The organism is Pseudomonas tensinigenes, assembly GCF_014268445.2.
Classification (GTDB): Bacteria; Pseudomonadota; Gammaproteobacteria; order Pseudomonadales; family Pseudomonadaceae; genus Aquipseudomonas; species Aquipseudomonas tensinigenes.
Window position 1 is genome coordinate 2,562,339 of record NZ_CP077089.1, and the last position, 21,514, is coordinate 2,583,852.

A 21,514-nucleotide genomic window follows, 5' to 3' on the forward strand; every position below is an offset into this window, starting at 1 on the left:
GAGTACCATAACGCACCGCCATCGCCTGCCGAGTCCAATGCCCCATGCCTGATCTATCGCGTTTCACTTCTTTGTTCGATCAGGCGCAGCGAGCCTTGCGGTTGGTTTGGGGGACATCGCGTGGCTTGTTTCTGGGGCTGGTGCTGGCAACGCTGGTGGCCGGTTTGCTGCCGGCACTGGCGGCATGGTTGGGGCAGCGGATTGTCGATGCCGTGGTCGCGGCGATGCAGTTGCACGCGCAACACGGCAGTGCGCCGCTGTGGCCCGTGTTGCGTTATGTGTTGTTGGAGGCCGGCGTATTGGCGCTGTTGTCCGGCACACAACGGGCACTCTCGGTGCAGCAGTCGCTGTTGCGGGTGCAACTGGGGCAGAAGGTCAATACGCTGATCCTGGAAAAAGCACAGACCCTGTCACTGGTGCAGTTCGAGAACTCCGAGTTCTACGACAAACTGGTGCGCGTGCGTCGCGAGGCTTCGACGCGGCCACTGGCGCTGGTCATGAAGTCGTTGGGCTTGATTCAGAACCTGATCATGCTGATCAGTTTTGGTGTGCTGCTGGTGCATTTCTCCCCTTGGGCGCTGGTGCTGCTGGTGGTCGGTGCGTTGCCGGTGTTCTTTGCCGAGGCGCACTTTTCCGGTGATGCCTTTCGGCTGTTCACCCGCCGCGCGCCGGAGAGTCGCCAGCAGAATTACATCGAAACCTTACTATCCCACGAGACCTATATCAAAGAGGTCAAGCTGTTTGGCTTTGCACCGCTGTTGCTGCAACGCTACCGCGACACGTTCGCCAAGTTGTATGCCGAAGACCGCCGTTTGACGTTGCGGCGCGACGGTTGGGGTTTCGGCCTCGGCCTGCTCGGTACTGCGGCATTTTACGTGGCCTATGCCTGGGTGGTGATCGATGCCGTACATGGCCAGATCAGCCTCGGCCAGATGACTATGTATCTGGTGCTGTTCAAGCAAGGTCAAAGTGCGGTGAGCAGCAGTTTGAGTGCGATCAGCGGCCTGTACGAAGACGGCCTCTATCTGACCAGTCTTTATGAATACCTGGCCGAACCGGTGCAGTTGGATACCGGCCACCTGACCGCTGGAGTGAGCCCGGGCGATGGTTTGCGATTCGAAAACGTCGGCTTCCGTTACCCCGGTGCCAGTCGGCCAGCACTGGAAAACATTGACCTGCAACTGGTGCCAGGCAAGAGCGTGGCGCTGGTCGGCGAGAACGGTTCAGGCAAGACCACGCTGATCAAGTTACTGACTCGGCTCTATCGCCCCGATCAAGGGCGCATCCTGCTCGATGGCAGTGATTTGCAGGATTGGCAGGAGACCGCGTTACGTCGACGTATTGGCGTGATTTTTCAGGACTACATCCGCTACCAGTTCAGCGTCGGCGAAAACATCGGTGTCGGCGATACCTTGGCGTTCAACGACTCGCAACGATGGAAAGAGGCGGCTGCCCAAGGGATGGCGGCACCCTTTATCGAAGGACTGGACAAGGGCTATGCCACGCAATTGGGACGCTGGTTTGCCGGTGGCCAGGAATTGTCTGGCGGGCAGTGGCAGAAAATTGCCTTGTCCCGCGCGTACATGCGCCGTGATGCCGACATTCTGATCCTCGATGAGCCGACCTCGGCGCTCGACCCAGCGGCCGAAGCGGCGGTGTTCGAGCATTTCAGCCAGCACAGCGAAGGGCGCATGACCTTGCTGATCTCCCATCGTTTTTCCAGCGTGCGCAATGCCGACCACATCATCGTGCTGCAACAAGGCCGGATTCTCGAGCAGGGTGGCCACGATCAACTGATCGCAGCGGCCGGGCATTACGCGCAATTGTTCGATTTACAGGCTCGCGGCTATCGCTAGGTGTCCCGCCCGCTGCGCACGGTTGCCGGCCCGGCCATCCGCGGGGCGGGCTTGCTTTGCATAAGGCTGTCGAGCGCCTTGCGGTAATTCTGCCCGCCGAGCGCCATGCTGTTGTTGTGCGTTGCGCCCGGCACCAGCAACAGGCGTTTGGGTTGTTGCGCGGCATTGAACAGTTGCTCGCTGAAGCGTGGCGGCACGAAAGCGTCGGCCAGACCGTGCACCACCAGCAGCGGCATGTGAATGTCGGCGATCTTGTCGATCGAATCGAATTTCTGCGACAGCAGCCAGCGTACCGGCAGTGAAGTGTTGGCCACGGAGGCGGCGACATCGGCCAGCGTGGTGAAAGTGGACTCGATCACCAGCCCGCGCACTGGCAGCGCGGAATGATCGCGGGCGGCGGTTTGCCCGAGTTCTGCGGCCAGATCAATGGCCACAGCGCCACCGAGGGAGTGCCCATAGATCAGACGTTTGGCCGGATCCGGTTGCAGCAGCTTAAAGCGCTCCCACGCCACCCGCGCGTCCTCGTAAACACTGCTTTCCGACGGCAGATCACCGTGGCTCTTGCCGAAACCGCGATAGTCGATGGCCAACACTGAATAACCCGCTGCGCGCAGTTGTTCGATGCGGAACAACTGCCCGGTGAGGTTCCAGCGCACGCCATGCAGATAGAGAATGGCCGGCGCATTGGCTTTTTCCGCCGGCCACCACCAGGCATGAATGTTTTCCCCGGCCTTGAAGCTCTTCGGTTGCAGGTCGAGTTCCTGCACGCTGCCGGGCAAGCCGCGATACCAGCCGGCGGTGCCCGGTTCGATGCGAAACAGCAACTTGCGCTCGGTGTGTTCCAGCACGGCACAACTGGTCGGCACGCCGATAATCAGCGCGGCCATGCAGGCGAACGCCAAACGGCGGCGGCGCAGACGCGTCATGAAGGACAGGAACATTAAACGTTTCACCAAAGCGCAGACAAAGAAGGCTTTTTACCAGATGCCTCGGTCTGCGCGTGAGTTTTTCGACCACCGCCCCGGCGCAACGATTACCAAATGCTGCAAAGACTCACACGACCTGCAGAACGATCTTGCCGATATGGTCGCCAGCCTCCATGTGCGCGTGAGCCTGAGCGGCGTCGGCGAGTGGGTAGACTTTGTCGATCATCGGCAGGCAGCGCCCGGCAGCCAGCGCCGGCCACACGTGCTCGCGCAGTTGATCGGCAATCGCGGCTTTTTCTGCTGCGCTGCGGGCGCGCAAGAGGGAGCCGGTGATCACCGCGCGTTTGGCCATCATTGCCAGCAGGTCAAAGTCGTTGGCTCGCGCGCCGCCCAGGAAGCCGAGCATGACCAAGCGGCCATCCATCGCCAAAGCGCTGACGTTAGCGTTGAGGTACGAACCGCCCATGATGTCGAGGATCACATTGACGCCCTGGCCTGCGGTTTTATCGGCGATGACTTGGGAAAACTCTTCCTCTCGATAGTTGATCGGCAAGCCACCAAGCTTGCTGATCGCTGCGCATTTGTCCGGGCTGCCAGCGGTGGCAAACGCTTCTATGCCGAATTCTCGGCACAGCATCAGTGCGGTTGTGCCGATGCCGCTGGTGCCACCATGAATCAATGCGCGTTGACCACGGCTGGCGCCGCCGAGGCCGAACAGGTTGGCCCACACGGTGAAAAACGTTTCCGGGATCGCGGCCGCCTGGACCCAGTCCACGCCATCAGGAATCGGCAGGGTCTGGCCGGCCGGGACTGCGCAGTATTCGGCATAACCACCGCCGTTGGTCAGCGCGCAGACTTTGTCGCCCACGGCGAACTGACGAACACTGGCACCAAGCGCCACCACTTCACCGGCGACCTCCAGCCCGGGAATCGGGTTCATGCCGGGTTTCATCGGGTATTTGCCGGCACGCTGCAAAGCGTCCGGCCGGTTGATTCCGGCGGCGTGTACGCGGATCAATACCTCGCCTTCTGCGACGGCTGGAAGCGGCACGCGTTTGGGTTGCAAGACGTCGGGGCCACCGGGTTCGCTGATTTCGATTCGGGTCATTTCGTTGGGCAGGGACATATCGATTCCTGTTGGCATAAGTTCTGTAGATGGGAGCGTACTGCGCGCGCAATGATTCCCTTCAATTTGCACAGCAGCGCTGCTCAATAGGGGCAGGCAGCCATTTCATGGCTTGCTCCAGCAGCAACGCCACGACGATCGCGCCAGCGGCAATAATGAACAGCAACGCGTGATGACCGCCGCTGGCATTGAACAGCGCCGAATAGGCAAACCCGGCCAGCGCCTGAAACGTAGCGAATGACACCGTCGCACGGCTCCAGGCGATTTGCTGGCGATGGTGCTCCGGCACCAATTCATGCACCCGAGCCAGCGCCAGCGGCACAATGCCCGGCGGAAATGAACCGAGAATCACCGCCAGCAACGCCAACGCCAGAAAAGACTGAGTCAGCGCTAGCAGCCCAAGGGCAATCGCTTGCACCACCAGCACCAGACGAATGCCGGATCGCGCGCCAAGCTGATCGGCGAGAAAGCCATAACTCACCGGACCGACAATCGCGCCCAAGCCATACATCACCCACACCAACGCGCCGACATGCGCTCCGGCACCGAGTCCACGCGCCACGTAATCCACCAGAAACACCATGGCCGGCACCAGGCCTGCGGCCATAAAGGCGTATTGAGCGAACAGCAGATACACACCACGCGGTGTCGGTTCTGCGGGCATTGTTTCTTGCGCAACGACCGGGTGCAGGAAATCAGACGGCCAGGCAAACCAGCTAAGCGCCGTCAGCAACAAGGCCAAAGCTCCCAGGCCCAGCCACGTTGCCTGCAAACCGAGGCTTAACAGCGGCGGCACCAGGGTCCCGGAACCGGCAATGCCGAGACCGATGCCCAGAAAAATCGCGCCACTGGCCAGCCCTTTACGTGCCGCCGGGACATGCGGCAATACAGTTGCGGCCACCAACACCATGATCGCGCCACCGGCAATCCCTGACAGCAGTCGCCAGCCGAAGAACCAGCTCATCGACAACGGAAACGCGCAGGCAAAAAATGCCGCCGTGACCACCAGCATCATCAGCCGCAAGGCATTTTTATTGCCGAGCTGGCGCGCGACCGGGCGGCCGAGCAGGGCGCCGATCAGATAGCCGACCAGATTGGCCGCACCGAGGTAGACCACATCATTGGCGCTGAACCACTGCGCTTCAATCAGCGAAGGAATCAACGGCGTGTAAGCGAAACGCGCCAGTCCGATGCTGACCAGGCTGGCGCAGAGGCCGGCGAAGATCGGCAGCCAGATACCGGTGGAGGTTGAAGTGCGCATGGAAGCGATCTCAAGGAAGGTTTATGGCGTTCAGCATATCGGCTATCGTTGCTGCGTTAATGCAGCGAATTGGCGGCACGATGATGCGAATTTGCATCGCTGGGAGACAGCATGAATTGGGATGATGCACGGGTATTTCTGGCCGTTTGCCGCGAGTCGACGCTGCGCGGCGCAGCACGGGTTTTGGGGGTGGATCAGGCGACCGTCGGGCGGCGCATCACCGCACTGGAAAAGTCCCTGAGCGCGACGTTGTTCCTGCGTACCTCTGACGGGTATGCGTTGACGGCGGTCGGCGAAGCAGCGCTTAAAAGCGTTGAGAAAATGGAGCATTCGGCGCTGGAGCTGGAGCGGCAGATTCAAGGCCTGGACGATCGCCTGACCGGCACGGTACGCGTCAGTACCACCGATTCGCTGGCGATCGACTTTCTGATCCCGGCCATTGCCCGCTTGCACGAGCAGCACCCGGACGTGCGCGTGCAACTGGACGCGTCCACACAGATTCTCAGCCTGGCCAAGCGTGAGGCGGATATCGCCGTGCGCAACACCCGGCCGGACAACCCTGACCTGATCGCCCGGCGCATTGCCCGATGGCCGGTGGGGCTGTTTGCTTCCCAAGCGTATATAGACGCCAATGGAGTGCCGCAGCCGGGCACGGCATTTGAAGGGCATGATCTGGTGGTTTATCAACCGTATCTGCAAGGCAAAAAGGACCTGACCCTGGTATCGGAACCGCTCAGCCGCGGCCGGATCGTCGCCAGCCTCAGTTCCAGTTTGCTCGTGCGCCGGTCAATTGCTGCCGGTTTGGGTGTAGGAGAAATCCCGGTTTACATGGGCGAGCGCGATGGCTTGATCAGGCTCTGGCCGGAGCGCACTACGCCGCTCCCGTATGAGGTATGGCTGGTAACCCATGCGGACCTGCGCCATACCGCGCGGGTGAGGGCGGTGATTGAGCAGATTGTCGACGTGTTCGCGTCGGAGAATGAGTAGGTAGATGCTGTTTTGGCAGGGCTACAACCTCTGACGAAACGGCCTACACCAGAGGCAGAATCTCCCGGCTTGTGAGCCTGTTGAATGGGGCCTATTGTTTCGGCATGTCGGTGAGGGGCGCAGGGCTCGCACTGATGTTGATACCAGGGAAGGTATTGGTAAACCCAGGAAGGTGCCGAATTGAGAACCACGGAATTCAGTCAAAATCCAATCAGTGACCTATCGAGCAAAGGTCGGAATACTCAAACCATGAACGCTATAAGTCGTGAAGAGTTCAATGCCAGGATCGAGACCATTGAGACGAGGATGGATGCTCGGTTCGAGGGTGTGTCGGCAAAAATCGATGCTTATCTTTTGACTCAGGCGGAGAGGGACAAACGATACGATTTGATGTGGGACGGCGTACAACAAATCGCCGAAGACTCAAAAGAAGCCATCAAACAAGCCTCGACAGTGAAGGCGCATTACTGGGCGACGACAGCCGTCCATTTCCTCGGAATGATCACCGTCGTCGTGGGGGCGCACTTTGCCAATCAGGCAGCGGTGTTAACCACCTTGCAGACGACGCTCGCGGCGATCCGGGTAGGTAAAGATATAGGCTCACCAAGACCTGCTTCGCAACAAGCACCCGAATCAGCACAATAGAAAACGGCCTTCAAAGAAGGCCGTTTTTCGTGAGCATTGAAACACCGCGTCATGGCATCTCTGGCAATTCCTGCGGCCGCAGGTCGAACACCAGCACTTCGGCATCGACACCGTTGCTCAAGGTCAGCAACTGTTCCTCGCGAACCCGCACGCCGTCACCTTCGCGCAATGCCTGGCCATTGAGTTCAACGCTGCCCCGTGCGACATGTACATAGGCATAGCGGTTGGCCGCCAGCTCCAGCGTGGCGCTTTCCTTGCCGTCGAACAGCCCGGCGAAGACCCGTGCATCCTGACGCACCTTGAGCGAACCGTGCTTGCCGTCCGGCGAAATGATCAACTGCAGGCGACCGCGTTTTTTCTCGGCGCTGAAATGCTCTTGTTGATAGCGCGGTTTGGCACCGGCAACCTCCGGCACAATCCAGATCTGCAGGAAGTGCACCGGTTTGCTCGCCGAGTGGTTGAACTCGCTGTGCGCCACGCCGCTGCCGGCGCTCATCAATTGCACGTCACCCGGGCGGATAACCGAACCGGTGCCCAGTGTGTCCTTGTGCTCCAGCGCACCTTCCAGCACGTAGGAAAAAATCTCCATGTCGCGATGCGGGTGCTGGCCGAAACCTTTACCGGCGGCAACGCGGTCATCGTTGATCACCAGCAGGTCGGAAAAACCCTGTTCGCGAGGGTCGCGATAGCTGGCGAAGGAAAAGGTGTGAAAGGACTTCAACCAGCCATGATTGGCGAGGCCACGATCGGAGGCTTTGCGAAGAGTCAGCATGATGAAATCTCCTTGCAGGACGTGAATTCGTCCGAGTGAGGAGAAGGTTACTGTTTACTGGATTGCGCAATAAGTAGATGAAAATTGAAAGACTGTCCCTTTCAGGTTGACAGTTTTGCGATAGCCGTCACACAAAACTTTTGCGCTCAAACGGCTACAGTTGGCCATAATGTCTGGCCTGTCTCATGTTTCTTTGATTGAAGTGATGTCTGCCCATGAAAACCGTGGCAATGGTGCTGTTCCCCGACTTTCTCCTGCTCGACATGGCTGGGCCATTGGAGGTTTTTTCGGTTGCCAATCGCTACCTGAAACCCGATGCGCACTATCAATTGATCACGCTTGGCATCGAGCGTGGCCCACTTCGGGCGTCCAATGGTGTGTTGGTGCATGCCGACCAAACTATCGACGACAACACCGAACATTATGACCTGCTGTTGGTACCGGGCGGCCCGGGTGCCTACAACCAACAATTTCCGTCGTTGTTCGCCTGGCTCAAAGGTGCTGTTCAGCGCGTCGACTATTACGGTTCGATCTGCACTGGCGCGTTTGTATTGGGTCATGCCGGCTTGCTTGACGGTTACCGTGTAACCACGCACTGGAACTACACCGAACGCCTGATCAAGGGGTTCCCGAAAGCCCATGTCGCGACCGATCAGATCTTTGTCGAAGATCGCAATCTGATTACCTCGGGTGGCGTCACTGCCGGTATCGATATGGCGCTGGCCGTGGTCGCCCGTGATCACGGCAAGAAACTCGCCCAGGATGTAGCCAAAGTCCTGCTGGTGGTGATGAAGCGGCAGGGCGGGCAGGCGCAGTTCAGTCCACTGATGGCTGCCGTGGCACCACAGGACACGCCGATCACTCGCGCGCAGAGTTACGTGCTGGAACACCTCGACGAAGCGTTCACTGTCGAGCGCATGGCCGCTATTGCCAATATGAGCGCGCGGCATTTCGCGCGGGTGTTCACCCGTGACATCAATATGACGCCGATGGAATTTCTGCAGAATGCGCGCATTGATTGCGCGCGGAATCTGCTGGAAACCAGTGATCTGCCGCTTAAAACCGTGGCTTATAAAAGTGGTTTCGGCAGTGTGCGGCACATGCGTTCGCTGTTCGCTGAAAAGCTCGGCCTGACCCCCGTGCAATACCGCGAACAGTTCAGTTAGAGCGCTTGTGTCCGTCTGGCGCACCCGGATGTCCGTGCGGCGCCCCGTGTAGCGGTTGTCGCGTCAGCTGAGGCTGCCAAGATAGTTGGCATGGATAGCCTCAACGATTTGAACATGGCATCGGTGCTGTATTTCGGCCCCTACGCCTTCCACTTGCGCCAACGGCTGATACTCGATGGAGATCGGCCGTTGCGCATGGGCGGTCGTGCGCTGGACATTCTGCAAGTGCTGGTCGAACGTGCAGGTCGAGTGGTGCGAAAGGAGCAATTAATCGCCCTGGTGTGGCCGACGTCGGTGGTCGAAGAGATCAACCTGCGGGTGCACATCGCGGCGCTCCGTCGGGCCTTGGGGGATGGCGAAAACGGTCAGCGTTACATCGTTAACGTGCCGCAATGCGGTTACAGCTTTGTTGCCCCGGTCCGTTGTGACAGTGCCGCGCAAGTACTCTTCGAGGGCCTGCAAACGCCCAGGCATAATTTGTCTGCGCGACTGACCCCAGTCGCCGGGCGTGACTCGCTGGTCGGCGGGCTGGTTCGACGAATGCCGCTGTGTCGACTGATGACCGTCACGGGCGCGGCTGGTGTGGGTAAATCCACTGTCGCGTTGCGGGTCGCGGAACTGCTGTTGCAGTACTACAGAGACGGCGTATGGCAGATCGATCTGAGCTTGATCGACGACAACACACCGCTGCTCGATCATGTGCTGCGCACCTTGGAAAGCGACTTGACCGGACTGTCGACTCGCCATGCATTGCTGATACTGGATAACGCTGACCATCGGCGCGATGCCTGCAGAGCAGCGGTAGAAACGTTGCTTGACGCGGCGCCTCGACTGTCGATTCTCGCCACCAGCCGCGAAGCCTTGCAGGTCAGTCTGGAAACCGTTCAGTGCGTACCACCGCTGGCGATCCCGAAACGCTCGGCAGGCGATTGCATCACTGAAGCCATGGGGCATTCGTCGGTGCAGTTGTTCGTCAGCCGTGCCCGGGCTCGACAGCATGATTTCCGCTTGCGCGAGCAGGATGTCAAAGCCGTGCTTGAGATCTGTCGCCAGCTCGACGGTTTGCCCTTGGCGATCGAACTGGCCGCGGCGCAGATCGATGCATTGGCGTTGGTGGGCTTGCAGGCGCAAATGGCCAATGGTCTGCAAGTGCTCAGCCACGGTCGGCGCACCGCTGTGCTACGCCACCAATCGATGCAGGCGGCCCTCGACTGGAGCTATCAACGCCTGAGCGAGCAAGAGCAACGCGCGCTGCAGCGTTTATCGGTGTTCAAAATGGCGTTTACCCTGGAGGCGGCGCTGGCGGTGATCAGTTGTCCGCAACTGGCGTCATCGCCGCTTGCCGCGCTCATTGACGGCCTGGCGCGCAAGTCATTGCTGGTGGTGGAGCGGGGTGGCAGTGCAGGCCGGTACCGAATGCTCAATACCACCCGCTGTTATGCCCGCGAACAGCTTGATCGCAGCGGGGAAGGGATTGAGCTTGAACGCCGACATGCGCGTTACATCAACCGAATTCGCCAGGCCTCATGCGTGCACGTGCTCGCTTAATTCGTCGATCAGCAAGCGCACCTTGCGCAAGTCCGGGGTCGCATAGCCCTCGGTGAAGCGTTGGTAGATCGGCGTGAGCAAATCCAACGCCTCGCGGCAGCGCGATTGGCGTTGCCAGAGTTGCGCGAGTGACGTGGCACTGCGCAGTTCCCAGGCGAGCGCGCCTTGGGTGCGGGCGATGGCCAGGGATTGTTGCAGGAGTGCTTCGGCTTCCTGAATGGCCCCTTCGCGAGCAGGCTCGCTCCCACAGAGATTTTGGGTGTACTCAGACCCCATGTGGGAGCGAGCCTGCTCGCGAAGGGGCCCGTCCAGACAACCCAGATAGTCATTCAATAACGCATCAGCCCGAGCCCGCAGGATTTCCGCCGTGCTCCACCCCGCATCCCCACTCAACGCCCGCACAAGCAGCGCGTCATCCACAAAGCGGCCATCCAGCGTGACCATGATTTCCCGAATCAGTCCTCCGCTGCTGTCCGTCGGCATCGGCGCCTTGGCTTGCGCGTCAATCACCTGCGCGTAGTGCCGCGCCCACGTATTGAACAGCAGCACCGAATGTTTCTGCGATTGCTCCAGCAACAGTTGCAACAATGCCCGGGCGTTCTGCTCATCGCCGTTGTAATGGGCGATCAGGCAACTGGCCAGCGCCAGGGTGTAGCAAATCGAAGTGCCATGGTCGATCTGCACCGCAATATCCAGGGCCAGCCGTGCCGTATGCCACGCTTGCTCCGGCAAACCCTGCAGCCATAGCACCCGCGCCAACACCGTCAGCGACGCGACACTCTGGTCGTACTGCACGCCAAAACCGTGAGTGAAGCGGTTGACATGGCCGCTGTGCGCCATGCGCTGCAGCACCTGCTCGGCATGAATGCGCGCCTGCGGTTGGTCGCCGGCATAGTGCAGGGCCAAAACCCGCAAGCGGTGGGTGCTCAGCGACAACAGCGGGTCGCCGTGCAGACCGAGGCGGTCGAAGTGCTCACTCTGTGCCAGCGCCATGCGATAGTGGCCGCAGCTGAGGTTGACCGCCATGTGTCCGGACACCGCGCGCAATTGCCCGGCGACATCGTCATGTTCGTGGGCCAACTGGCGGGCCTCGGCGAACGCTTCGATGGTTTCCGGGGTGCCGCCCCACGTGTGATAGCAGGCACTGCCGAGGGCCAGTTTCAGGGAGATTTTCAGGCGCGGGCAGGGTTCGCCCAGTTCGTCAAACAGGCTCAGCGCCCGCCGTACATAGCTGCCGTATTCCTTGAGCAGCGACAACTCCTGCCACAAAGGCGCCGACGCCGCTGCCAGGCGAATTCCCAATCCGCCCGGGCCGACACCGTTGAGGCTCCAGTCCAGCGCCGCGCGCAAATCTTCCAGGCCTCGGGCATAGCGTTCGATCCACAACGCCGTTGGCGTGTTGTCCCAATCGTTTTGCGCCTGCTGCATCAACGCCAGACAGCGTTCAGCATGGCGTTCACGGGTTTCCTCGCATTCGGCGGCATGGTCGAGTTTTTCCAAGGCATAACGGCGGGTCGTGTCGAGCAGGCGATAGAACACCTCTTCATCACCGACCTCGACGCTGAGCAGGGATTTGGCCACCAGTTGGCTGATCGACACAAACACCATGCTGGGGTCGATTTGTTGGCCAACGATCACCGCCGCCGCTGACTCCAGGGTAAACCCTCCGCGAAACACGCCGAGACGGCGCAGACAGGTTTGCTCGCAACCGTCTAGCAGATTGAAACTCCAGTCCAGCGTAGCGCGCAGGGTGAGGTGGCGTTCAAGACTGCTTTGATTGCCCGCCGCCAACGGCGCCAGGCGCCCCTGCAACTGGCTCAGCAGACCGTCCAGGCCCAGTTCGGCGACCTGCGCAGCCGCCAGCTCCAGCGCCAGGGGAATGCCGTCGAGGCGGTGGCAGATCTCGATCACTTGCGGCAACTGCGCGTCGCTCAGTTCAAAGCTTTCCTGCGCGGCCGTGACCCGTTCGATGAACAGCTGCAGCGCCGAGAAGCTCAGCGCTTGCTCGCGATTCAATATCGCTGGCATCGACGGGTATTCGAGGGAATCCAGACGCTGCACGAATTCGCCTTCGGCTCGCAGACTCTCGCGGCTGGTAGCGAGGATATGCACCTGCGGTGCGCCGCGCAGAATGCTTTCGCTGAGCGCCGCGACGGCATCGATCAGGTGTTCGCAGTTGTCGAGCAGTAACAGCATTTGTCGCTGTTGCAGACCATTGACCAGCGCCGCCAGTGGATCGCCTTCGATTAACGCCAGATCGAGCAGGGTGGCCAGGTGCGAGCAAATCAGCCGAGGATCCTTGAGCGGTGCCAGGTCCAGCAGCCGAATACCGTCGCGGTAATGGCCGATCAACTGTTCGGCCACGCGCAAGGCCACCGTGGTTTTACCGATCCCGCCGGGGCCAACCAAGGTGATGCAGCGTTGGCGTGGCAACTGCGTCATCAAACTGTCGACCAGCGGCTGGCGGCCGATCATGCGCGTGCGCCGCAAGGGCAAATTGTGCCGACCGCCAGCATCGCCCACAGGACGCTCCTCCATGGATTGCGGTAAAACCGGGGCGACGAAACTGTAACCGCGTTGCGCCACGGTGATGATGTAACGCTGCCCGGCCTGACCATCACCGAGAGCCTTGCGTAACGCCGCCATGTGTACACGCAAGTTGATGTCTTCGACCACGCTGTCCGGCCAGACCCCGGCCATCAATTGCTGTTTGCTCACTACTTCGCCGGCGTGGGCCAGCAGAATCAGGAGGATGTCCATCGCCCGTCGACCGAGTCGCAACGGCTGTTCGCCTTCGAGCACCCGTCGTTGTCCGGGATGAATCCGATAGGGGCCAAACCCGAGGGCCTGATTCGGGGAAAGACTCAACAGCTCACTCCTGCGGTGCTGCGGCGGACAGAGCGGAGTAGTGCCAGGCGTTAGCGCAGGCCTTCTAATCCGGGGTGTTCCGGCATAATCCTCAGGTTTGAGCGTCAGTGCAACGGGTGTCGCGATCAAAACACGGCGGGTTGTGAACGGTGGACTTTGGGTTCGCGCATGACCTGGCAGCGCCAGGCAAACGGATTGATGCCTTCGCTACGAGTGAACATATGGCAGAAATGCGCCTGATCGCAGAACCCGCACTCCAGGCTGATTTGCGTCAGGCTCAAGTCAGTGTGGCGGATCAACAGCTTGGCTCGGGCCAGGCGCTGGGTGCGAATCCAGTCCTGCGGCGATAATCCGGTGCTGCATTTGAAGGCGCGGGAAAAATGGCTGCGTGACAGTGAACAGGCGCGGGCCAGTTCGGTGACCTCAAGGCTTTCGCCCAGACGTTCGAGGATCAGTTGTTTGACCTGTCGTTCACGTTGCGGACTGAGTCCGCCGACCCCGGTCTTGCGTGGTTCGTTGGCAGGGGCGAGGGCGACGCTGTGCTGTAAGTGAGCCATGGCCAAAGTCCGTGTCGATGGGGAATGCACGGTCGGCGCATCCCCTCAGGTCAAAAAAACAACGCTGCGCAGAGGGTTTCATTGTTGGCCGGGGGCGGGAGGCTGACGAGTTAATCGTTGTTAATTCCAGCGCATTGACCTGAACTCAGCACATCCCTGCAAGTCTGCGCCGCGCGGTTTGCGGCACGATGACTGCAAGCGTGGCGAACCGATGGGGCGTCGCAATCGGCAGGTCCAGGGGGAATCAAATGAAAGGCATCTTTATAGCAGCGGCGGCGCTGACGTTCGCGCTGGTAACGTCCAGCGCCATGGCGCAGGCACCACAGCAGGGCACTCAGGCGCCGGGCTATTTCCGCCTGGCCTTGGGGGATTACGAGGTCACCGCGTTGTTCGATGGTTACAACGACCTGTCACCGAAGCTGTTGCAGGGCATGAGTCAGGGCCAGATCCGCGCGCTGCTGGCACGTCGTTCGATTGAAACCCCGGGTGTCCAGACGGCGTTCAATGCTTTTCTGGTCAATACCGGCAAGCAACTGATTCTGGTCGACAGCGGCGCCGGACAATGCATTGGCGCCACCGCCGGGCAGCTCCTGGCGAATATGCGGGCGGCCGGCTACCAGCCAGAGCAGGTCGATACGATCTTGCTGACGCACCTGCACCTTGATCATGTCTGTGGTCTGGTCGATGCACAGAAACAAGCGTTGTTCACGAATGCCACGGTGTACGCCGCCAAGGCGGAAGCGGATTACTGGCTCGATCCGGCCGCGCTGGCCAAAGCGCCGGCCGGCGCCAAAGAGTTTTTCAGGATCGCCCAGGACTCCACGGCGGCCTACGTCGCCGCCGGGCGTTTCAAAACGTTCGTCGCTGGCCAGTCGCCGTTGCCGGGATTAGTCGAAGCGACACTCGAAGCCGGCCATACGCCGGGCAGCACCACCTACCGTTTCACCTCGCAGAACCAGAGCATCGTTTTCATGGGGGATCTGGTGCATAACCTGGCTGTGCAGTTTGAGCATCCGGAAGTGTCAATCGGCTTTGATGTCAACAGTGCGCAAGCGATCAACGCGCGTCAGGCAGTCTTCAGTGCGGCGGTGGCCAGCAAGACGTGGGTGACGGCGGCGCACCTGCCGTTCCCGGGCATCGGTCACATCACCGCGCAAGGCAAACACTTTCAGTGGGTGCCCGTGGAATACGGTCCGTACAAGCGCGCGGCCAAGGTGCCGTTAATCGAGTAAAGTGCGCAGCGCCCACCCGCAAAAACAGCTGACACCGAAAAGGAAAACATGCCCATGAACCGTAACGATCTGCGTCGCGTCGACATGAACCTGCTGGTGATTTTCGAAGCGCTGATGTTCGAAAAGAACCTGACCCGCGTCGCCGAAAAACTGTTCATGGGGCAACCGGCCGTCAGTGCTGCGTTGGGGCGTTTGCGCGATCTGTTCGACGATCCGCTACTGCTGCGCAACGGTCGCAGCATGGAGCCGACCGCGCGGGCGCTGGCGATTCTCAAAGAGCTGCAACCGGCGATGGACGTCATTTCTGGCGCGGTCAGCCGGGCCAAGGAGTTCGAACCGGCAAGCAGTTGCGATGTTTTTCGCATCGGTTTGTCAGACGACGCCGAGTTTGGTCTGTTCCCGCCGCTTTTACGCCAGCTTCAGCAGGAAGCACCGGGGATTGTCGTGGTCGTGCGCCGCGCCAATTACTTGTTGATGCCGGCACTGTTGGCCTCTGGAGAAATCTCCGTCGGCGTCAGTTACACCACTGAATTGCCGGCCAACGCCAAACGCAAAAAACTGCGCGACATTCCCTGCAAAGTCCTGCGCGGCGATGACCGCCCGGGGCCGCTGACCCTCGACGAATACTGCGAACGCCCGCACGCGATGGTGTCGTTCTCCGGCGACCTGAGCGGCAATATCGACATGGACCTGGCCAAGGTCGGCCGTTCGCGCCGCGTGGTGTTGGGCGTGCCGCAATTCAGCGGGTTGCGCGCCTTGCTCGCCGGCACCGAGATGATCGCCACCGTGCCGGATTACGCCGCGTGCGCGCTGGTTGAGGGCTGTGCCTTGCGCGCCGAAGATCCACCGTTTCCGATCGATGCGGCGCAATTGTCGATGGCGTGGAGCGGGGTGCATGACAACGATCCGGCGGAGAAATGGCTGCGCTCGCGGATCAGCCAGTTCATGGCGGCGCCGCTGGATATTCCAGTGATTTGAATCCCTGACAAAATTCCAGCAAGCACGCAAACCCCCTGTGGGAGCGAGCCTGCTCGCGAAAGCGGTGTGTCATTCAAAGCATTTATCAACTGACCCGACGCCTTCGCGAGCAGGCTCGCTCCCACATTGGCTCGGTGCGATCCATAGATTTTCGGTGGTTTAAACATCGCTGTTTAAGCAACACCCACAGACACTCTTTCAGGCTGCGCAACCTTGCGCCTTTGCCTACAGCTACGCCAGAATCCGCCGGCTTGTGCGCTTGTGGTCAGGTCTCTATCGTTTGGTGGTCGCTGAAAACTCAGCGATCGGGTTTAGCGACTCGGACCAAAAAAGTGCATCAGCGCTCCATGCTTCGTTGCAGGCTATCGTCTGCACTTCGCTATGGCGGCTGTATGCGGGAGACCTTCGGGTCTACCGGGTTGCCTTTTTACCGGTTCGCTAACCTGCATACGGTCGCCACCCATCCTGTTTAGCGACAGGACGTGGTGATCCCGGCTCTAAAAAGGAGATTCACCATGTTCAAAGTCACGCCCAACCCGCCAGACATCGACCCCACGTCCCCCTACGAATCCATCGATTCCCGAAAACTCCACGAAGCCGCCGACCGCGCCCTCGACCATTACCTCCTTCCACCCGGCTCCACGCCACCCCCACGCAGAACCCGTGGCATGTACGCCGTAACCGCTGACACCAAAAACGAAGAACTGCTGACCGATGCCAGCGAAACACTCGCCTCGGCCAAAACCATCGCCCAGGACGTCGCTCACCTGTTGCCCGCGCCGCAGCGCCGGGCGTTGTTGGGGATTGCGCAGTTGATCATGCTCGGTGAGCTGGCAGTGAATCGGGTGCTGGATAACCTCGAGCCACCGGCCTAAGCACACCCCCTGTGGGAGCGAGCCTGCTCGCGAAAGCGGTGTGTCATTCAAAACATTTGTTAACTGACCCGGCGCCTTCGCGAGCAGGCTCGCTCCCACATTGGCTCGCTGTGATCCATAGATTTTCGGTGCTTTAAACATCGCTGTTTAAGCAACACCCTCAGACACTCTTTCAGGCTACGCAACCTTGCGCCTTTGCCTACAGCTACGCCAGAATCCGCCGGCTTGTGCGCTTGTGGTCGGGTCTCTATCGTTTGGTGGTCGCTGAATAGTTCAGCGATCGGGTTTAGCGATCCGGCTCCGACTACAGACGCAACAAACGCTTCCTTCTCGATTGTGGGGTTCCCTTTCTGCAATCGCGTCATGGTGGCTGTGCGTGGGAGGCCGAAAGGTCTACCCGGGGTTCCTGTGACCCGGATCGCTAACCTGCGTACAGCCGCCACCCTCAACTTGTTTAGCGATAAGTCGTGGCGGCTCAGTCCTTCACGGAGATTCACCATGTTCAAAGTCACGCCCAACCCGCCAGACATCGACCCCACGTCCCCCTACGAATCCATCGATTCCCGAAAACTCCACGAAGCCGCCGACCGCGCCCTCGACCATTACCTCCTTCCACCCGGCTCCACGCCACCCCCACGCAGAACCCGTGGCATGTACGCCGTAACCGCTGACACCAAAAACGAAGAACTGCTGACCGATGCCAGCGAAACACTCGCCTCGGCCAAAACCATCGCCCAGGACGTCGCTCACCTGTTGCCCGCGCCGCAGCGCCGGGCGTTGTTGGGGATTGCGCAGTTGATCATGCTCGGTGAGCTGGCAGTGAATCGGGTGCTGGATAACCTCGAACCACCGGCCTAAGCACACCCCCTGTGGGAGCGAGCCTGCTCGCGAAAGCGGTGTGTCATTCAACTCATTCTTCACTGACCCGACGCCTTCGCGAGCAAGCTCGCTCCCACAGGGGGCTGCGGTGTTCCAAGAATTTTGGAATGCAGCAGAACTGAGCACATCTATCCAATTTCCTCCCGACCATCATTGGCATGATTTCAGCCAATGACATTTCAAGGGTCGGGTCATGAATGCCTCAACAGATGAACAGGCACGCGACATCGGTTTGCTGTTCCTGCGGGTCAGCGGCGGGTTGTTTTTGTTGTGGGTGCACGGCTTGCCCAAACTGCTCGACTTCACCGCGCAACTGCAACTGATCGAAGACCCGTTCCACCTCGGTTCTCACCTCACCTTGATTCTGGCGATCTTCGCCGAAGTCCTCTGTCCGCTACTGATCGTCGCCGGGTTACTGGCGCGATTGGCCTGCGTGCCTATTCTCTTTGTGCTGCTGGTGGCGTTGCTGGTCGTGCATCCGCAATGGAGTGTGGCCGAGGGGCAGTTCGGCTGGTTGCTGCTGATCCTGTTTACCACTGTGTTGATCGCCGGGCCGGGACGGCTGGCGATTTCTGTTCGTTTGCCCGGAGTGTTGCGTTATGCCTGAAGTCCTCAATCCACAGTCACCGGGGGCCGATGAGACGGTCACATTGATCATCAAGCACCGGGTCAAGGCCGGTTTCGAGTCGGCATATGAAGCCTGGCTGCGCAATATCGTCCGTGTAGCGGGGCAGCGCGAGGGCCATCTGGGCGTTGATGTGGTACGCGGCAAGCGCGGCCGACTCGACTTCTACACCTGCGTACTGCGCTTCAGCAGCACCGAAGCGATGCAAGGCTGGCTGGAGTCGCCTCAGCGTCAGGCGCTGGTCGCCGAAGCCGCGCCAATGCTGGCTGACGGCGATCAGACGGAAGTCGCGCCGATCAAGGAATTCTGGTTTACGCCGCTTTCCGATGCCGCTTCGCCGCCGCCGCGCTGGAAGCAAGCGGTGATCACGCTGCTGGTGATTCTGCCGCACACCTTGCTCGTGCCGCTGATCTGGGGGCCGCTGCTGGCGCTGCATCCGCTTCTTTCCAACTACGTAGTCGCCACGTTCCTGATCACCCTGACCATCGTTCTGTCGGTGGTGTACGTGGTGATGCCGCCCGTCACCCGTTTGTTTACGCCGTGGCTCGAAGCCAGCCAGGCCCATGAACACCTCGATTCCCAAGAGACCTCGCCACGCTGAGCGCGCGGGGTTTGCTCCTTTTCACTTTGCTTGAGGAACTGCGATGAGCGCCGATCTGATTTTATTCAATGGCCAGTTTCATACCGTAGACCGCACCAAACCACTGGCCAGCGCCGTGGCCATCACCGACGGCCGCTTCGTCGTCGTTGGCAACGACAACCAGGCCATGGCCCTGCGCGGGCCGAACACGCAAGTGGTCGATATGCACGGTCGCTGCGTTATTCCGGGTCTCAACGACTCGCACTTGCACTTGATCCGTGGCGGTTTGAACTACAACCTCGAACTGCGCTGGGAAGGCGTGCCGTCGCTGGCCGACGCGCTGCGCATGCTCAAGGATCAGGCCGACCGCACGCCGACCCCGCAATGGGTGCGCGTGGTCGGTGGCTGGAACGAATTCCAGTTCGCCGAAAAACGCATGCCGACCCTCGAAGAAATCAACCAGGCCGCGCCGGACACCCCGGTGTTCATCCTGCACCTGTATGACCGCGCGCTGCTCAACCGCGCCGCGCTGCGCGTCGCCGGTTACACCCGCGACACGCCGAACCCGCCGGGTGGCGAGATCGTCCGTGACAGCAACGGCAACCCGACCGGCATGCTGGTTGCGCGACCGAACGCGATGATTCTCTACTCAACGCTGGCCAAGGGGCCGAAGCTGCCGCTGGAATATCAGGTCAACTCGACCCGCCAGTTCATGCGCGAACTCAATCGCCTCGGCCTGACCAGCGCGATCGATGCCGGCGGTGGTTTCCAGAATTACCCGGACGATTATCAGGTGATCGAGCAACTGGCCAAAGACGACCAGTTGACCGTGCGCATCGCCTACAACCTGTTCACCCAGAAGCCGAAAGAAGAGCTGAGCGATTTCCAGAACTGGACCGGCAGCGTCAAGTTGCATCAGGGCGACGACTTCCTGCGTCACAACGGCGCCGGCGAAATGCTGGTGTTTTCGGCGGCGGACTTTGAAGACTTCCTCGAACCGCGCCCCGATCTGCCGCAAACCATGGAAGAAGAGCTGGAGCCGGTGGTGCGCCACTTGGTCGAGCAGCGCTGGCCGTTCCGTTTGCACGCGACTTACAACGAATCGATCAGCCGCATGCTCGACGTGTTCGAGAAGGTCAATCGTGACATTCCGTTCAACGGACTGCCGTGGTTCTTCGACCACGCCGAAACCATCACCCCGCAGAACATCGAACGTGTGAAGGCGTTGGGCGGCGGCATCGCGATTCAGGATCGCATGGCGTTCCAGGGTGAATACTTTGTCGACCGCTACGGCAAGCAAGCCGCCGAAGCGACGCCACCGATCAAACGCATGCTCGCCGAAGGCGTACCGGTCGGCGCCGGCACTGATGCCACGCGGGTTTCCAGCTACAACCCGTGGACCTCGCTGTACTGGATGGTCAGCGGTCGCACCGTCGGCGGTCTGGCCTTGTACGAAGAAGGTCTGCCGCGCACCACCGCACTGGAACTGTTCACTCATGGCAGCGCCTGGTTCTCCTCGGAGCAGGGCAAGAAGGGCCAGATCAAGGTCGGGCAACTGGCGGATCTGGCGGCGCTGAGCGCGGACTTCTTCCATGTCGAAGAAGAAGCGATCAAGTGGATCGAGTCGGTGCTGACCGTGGTCGGCGGCAAGATTGTTTATGCCGCTGGCGACTTCGAAGACCTCGGCCCGCGTTCGATTCCAGTACTGCCGGACTGGTCGCCGGTGGTCAAAGTCCCGGGCCACTGGCGACCGAATTCGCCGTTGCAGGCGCAGGTGCACCAGTGCAGCGGGCCGTGCGCGGTGCACACCCACAGCCATGAAAAGGCGCGGATGTCGAACGCGCCGGTCAGCGACTTTGCCGGTTTCTGGGGCGCGTTTGGCTGTTCCTGCTTCGCCTTCTGATTTCCCCTAAAGCGTCGGCCATCCGGTCGGCGCTCAACGCTTCATCCATCCGTCCATCAGGAGTTTTCCCATGAGCGTTCCTTACACACGTCTGAACAAAGATGATGCGGTCGTACTGCTGGTCGATCACCAGACCGGCCTGATCTCGCTGGTCCAGGATTTCACCCCGAACGAATTCAAGAACAACGTGCTGGCGCTGGGCGATATCGCCAAGTTCTTCAAGCTGCCGACCATCCTGACCACCAGTTTCGACGCAGGTCCAAACGGCCCGATCGTGCCTGAGCTGCGCGAGCAGTTCCCGGATGCGCCGTTTATTCAGCGCCCGGGGCAGATCAATGCCTGGGATAACGAAGACTTCGTCAAAGCGATCAAGGCCACCGGTCGCAAGCAACTGATCATCGCCGGTGTGGTGACTGACGTTTGCGTGGCGTTCCCGACCTTGTCGGCTATTGCTGAAGGTTATGAAGTGTTTGTGGTGACTGACTCGTCGGGCACCTTCAACACCACCGTGCAGCAGGCGGCGTGGGCGCGGATGTCAGCGGCGGGTGCTCACCTGCTGAACTGGTTCTCGGTGGCGTGTGAGCTGCAGGGCGACTGGCGCAATGACATGGAAGGGTTGGCGCATTTGCTGTCGGAGCGTCTGCCTAACTACCGCAACCTGATCAACAGCTATACCAAGTTCACTGCCAAGTAATTCGGTGTGAGTTGGAAAAGCCCCTCACCCTAACCC

At 60.3% G+C, this 21,514-nt stretch carries 19 protein-coding genes; 13 read left to right on the forward strand and 6 right to left on the reverse strand.

Annotated features, from left to right (window positions below; all coding sequences use genetic code 11):
• Positions 1–44 precede the first annotated feature (44 nt).
• A complete protein-coding gene (locus HU718_RS11265; RefSeq protein WP_186613519.1) occupies positions 45–1,856 on the forward strand; it encodes an ABC transporter ATP-binding protein in 1,812 nt (603 codons plus the stop codon).
• Here the strand turns inward: HU718_RS11265 and HU718_RS11270 are convergent.
• The 3 genes from HU718_RS11270 to HU718_RS11280 all read right to left on the reverse strand — a co-directional run bounded on the left by HU718_RS11270 (position 1,853) and on the right by HU718_RS11280 (position 5,169).
• Positions 1,853–2,797, reverse strand: a complete 945-nt coding sequence (locus HU718_RS11270) for an alpha/beta hydrolase (protein WP_038364802.1) — start codon at positions 2,795–2,797, stop codon at positions 1,853–1,855. The genes HU718_RS11265 and HU718_RS11270 overlap by 4 nt on opposite strands.
• A 112-nt stretch (positions 2,798–2,909) precedes the next feature.
• Positions 2,910–3,908, reverse strand: coding sequence for an NAD(P)H-quinone oxidoreductase (locus HU718_RS11275; protein WP_186613517.1), 999 nt, complete (start codon positions 3,906–3,908; stop codon positions 2,910–2,912).
• Positions 3,909–3,969: 61 nt separating this feature from the next.
• The gene (locus HU718_RS11280; protein WP_186613515.1) at positions 3,970–5,169 is read right to left on the reverse strand and encodes a YbfB/YjiJ family MFS transporter; all 1,200 of its coding nucleotides are present in this window, start codon (positions 5,167–5,169) and stop codon (positions 3,970–3,972) included.
• 111 nt (positions 5,170–5,280) lie between these two features.
• On the opposite strand from HU718_RS11280, the gene HU718_RS11285 reads away from it, so the two are divergent.
• Both HU718_RS11285 and HU718_RS11290 read left to right on the forward strand, forming a co-directional pair.
• The gene (locus HU718_RS11285) at positions 5,281–6,156 is read left to right on the forward strand and encodes a LysR family transcriptional regulator (RefSeq protein ID WP_186613513.1); all 876 of its coding nucleotides are present in this window, start codon (positions 5,281–5,283) and stop codon (positions 6,154–6,156) included.
• 249 nt (positions 6,157–6,405) lie between these two features.
• Positions 6,406–6,801 carry a hypothetical protein gene (locus HU718_RS11290; protein WP_186613511.1) on the forward strand — a complete coding sequence of 132 codons (396 nt, stop codon included), beginning with the start codon at positions 6,406–6,408 and terminating at the stop codon, positions 6,799–6,801.
• Between the two features lie 49 nt (positions 6,802–6,850).
• On the opposite strand, the gene HU718_RS11295 is transcribed toward HU718_RS11290, so the two are convergent.
• Entirely contained in the window at positions 6,851–7,573 is a 723-nt protein-coding gene (locus HU718_RS11295) for a pirin family protein (RefSeq protein WP_102902859.1), read from the reverse strand.
• A 215-nt stretch (positions 7,574–7,788) separates the two neighbouring features.
• Here HU718_RS11295 and HU718_RS11300 point away from each other — a divergent pair, with 215 nt between their 5' ends.
• Entirely contained in the window at positions 7,789–8,739 is a 951-nt protein-coding gene (locus HU718_RS11300; RefSeq protein WP_186613509.1) for a GlxA family transcriptional regulator, read from the forward strand.
• 90 nt (positions 8,740–8,829) lie between these two features.
• Positions 8,830–10,287, forward strand: coding sequence for an ATP-binding protein (locus tag HU718_RS11305; RefSeq protein WP_186613507.1), 1,458 nt, complete (start codon positions 8,830–8,832; stop codon positions 10,285–10,287).
• Here the strand turns inward: HU718_RS11305 and HU718_RS11310 are convergent.
• Positions 10,264–13,155 carry an ATP-binding protein gene (locus HU718_RS11310; protein ID WP_186613505.1) on the reverse strand — a complete coding sequence of 964 codons (2,892 nt, stop codon included), beginning with the start codon at positions 13,153–13,155 and terminating at the stop codon, positions 10,264–10,266. The two genes, HU718_RS11305 and HU718_RS11310, sit on opposite strands and share 24 nt — an antisense overlap.
• 125 nt (positions 13,156–13,280) lie before the next feature.
• Positions 13,281–13,712 (reverse strand): helix-turn-helix domain-containing protein, encoded by a 432-nt coding sequence (locus tag HU718_RS11315; protein WP_150707358.1) that lies wholly within the window; start codon positions 13,710–13,712, stop codon positions 13,281–13,283.
• 248 nt (positions 13,713–13,960) lie between these two features.
• Here HU718_RS11315 and HU718_RS11320 point away from each other — a divergent pair, with 248 nt between their 5' ends.
• The 8 genes from HU718_RS11320 to ycaC all read left to right on the forward strand — a co-directional run bounded on the left by HU718_RS11320 (position 13,961) and on the right by ycaC (position 21,478).
• The gene (locus tag HU718_RS11320; protein ID WP_186613503.1) at positions 13,961–14,944 is read left to right on the forward strand and encodes an MBL fold metallo-hydrolase; all 984 of its coding nucleotides are present in this window, start codon (positions 13,961–13,963) and stop codon (positions 14,942–14,944) included.
• Positions 14,945–14,998: 54 nt separating this feature from the next.
• On the forward strand, positions 14,999–15,922 hold the full coding sequence (locus HU718_RS11325) for a LysR family transcriptional regulator (RefSeq protein ID WP_186613500.1): 924 nt from the start codon (positions 14,999–15,001) through the stop codon (positions 15,920–15,922).
• A 515-nt stretch (positions 15,923–16,437) separates the two neighbouring features.
• A complete protein-coding gene (locus tag HU718_RS11330) occupies positions 16,438–16,797 on the forward strand; it encodes a DUF6124 family protein (protein ID WP_095120147.1) in 360 nt (119 codons plus the stop codon).
• A 498-nt stretch (positions 16,798–17,295) separates the two neighbouring features.
• Positions 17,296–17,655 (forward strand): DUF6124 family protein, encoded by a 360-nt coding sequence (locus HU718_RS11335; RefSeq protein ID WP_095120147.1) that lies wholly within the window; start codon positions 17,296–17,298, stop codon positions 17,653–17,655.
• A 214-nt stretch (positions 17,656–17,869) separates the two neighbouring features.
• Positions 17,870–18,283, forward strand: a complete 414-nt coding sequence (locus HU718_RS11340) for a DoxX family protein (protein WP_102902852.1) — start codon at positions 17,870–17,872, stop codon at positions 18,281–18,283.
• A complete protein-coding gene (locus tag HU718_RS11345; protein WP_186613498.1) occupies positions 18,276–18,902 on the forward strand; it encodes an antibiotic biosynthesis monooxygenase in 627 nt (208 codons plus the stop codon). The genes HU718_RS11340 and HU718_RS11345 overlap by 8 nt, the downstream gene beginning before the upstream one ends.
• A gap of 43 nt (positions 18,903–18,945) precedes the next feature.
• Complete coding sequence (locus HU718_RS11350; RefSeq protein ID WP_095120150.1) at positions 18,946–20,784, forward strand: amidohydrolase; 1,839 nt, start codon at positions 18,946–18,948, stop codon at positions 20,782–20,784.
• 70 nt (positions 20,785–20,854) lie between these two features.
• Entirely contained in the window at positions 20,855–21,478 is a 624-nt protein-coding gene (gene ycaC, locus HU718_RS11355) for an isochorismate family cysteine hydrolase YcaC (protein WP_007913541.1), read from the forward strand.
• Positions 21,479–21,514: the final 36 nt, after the last annotated feature.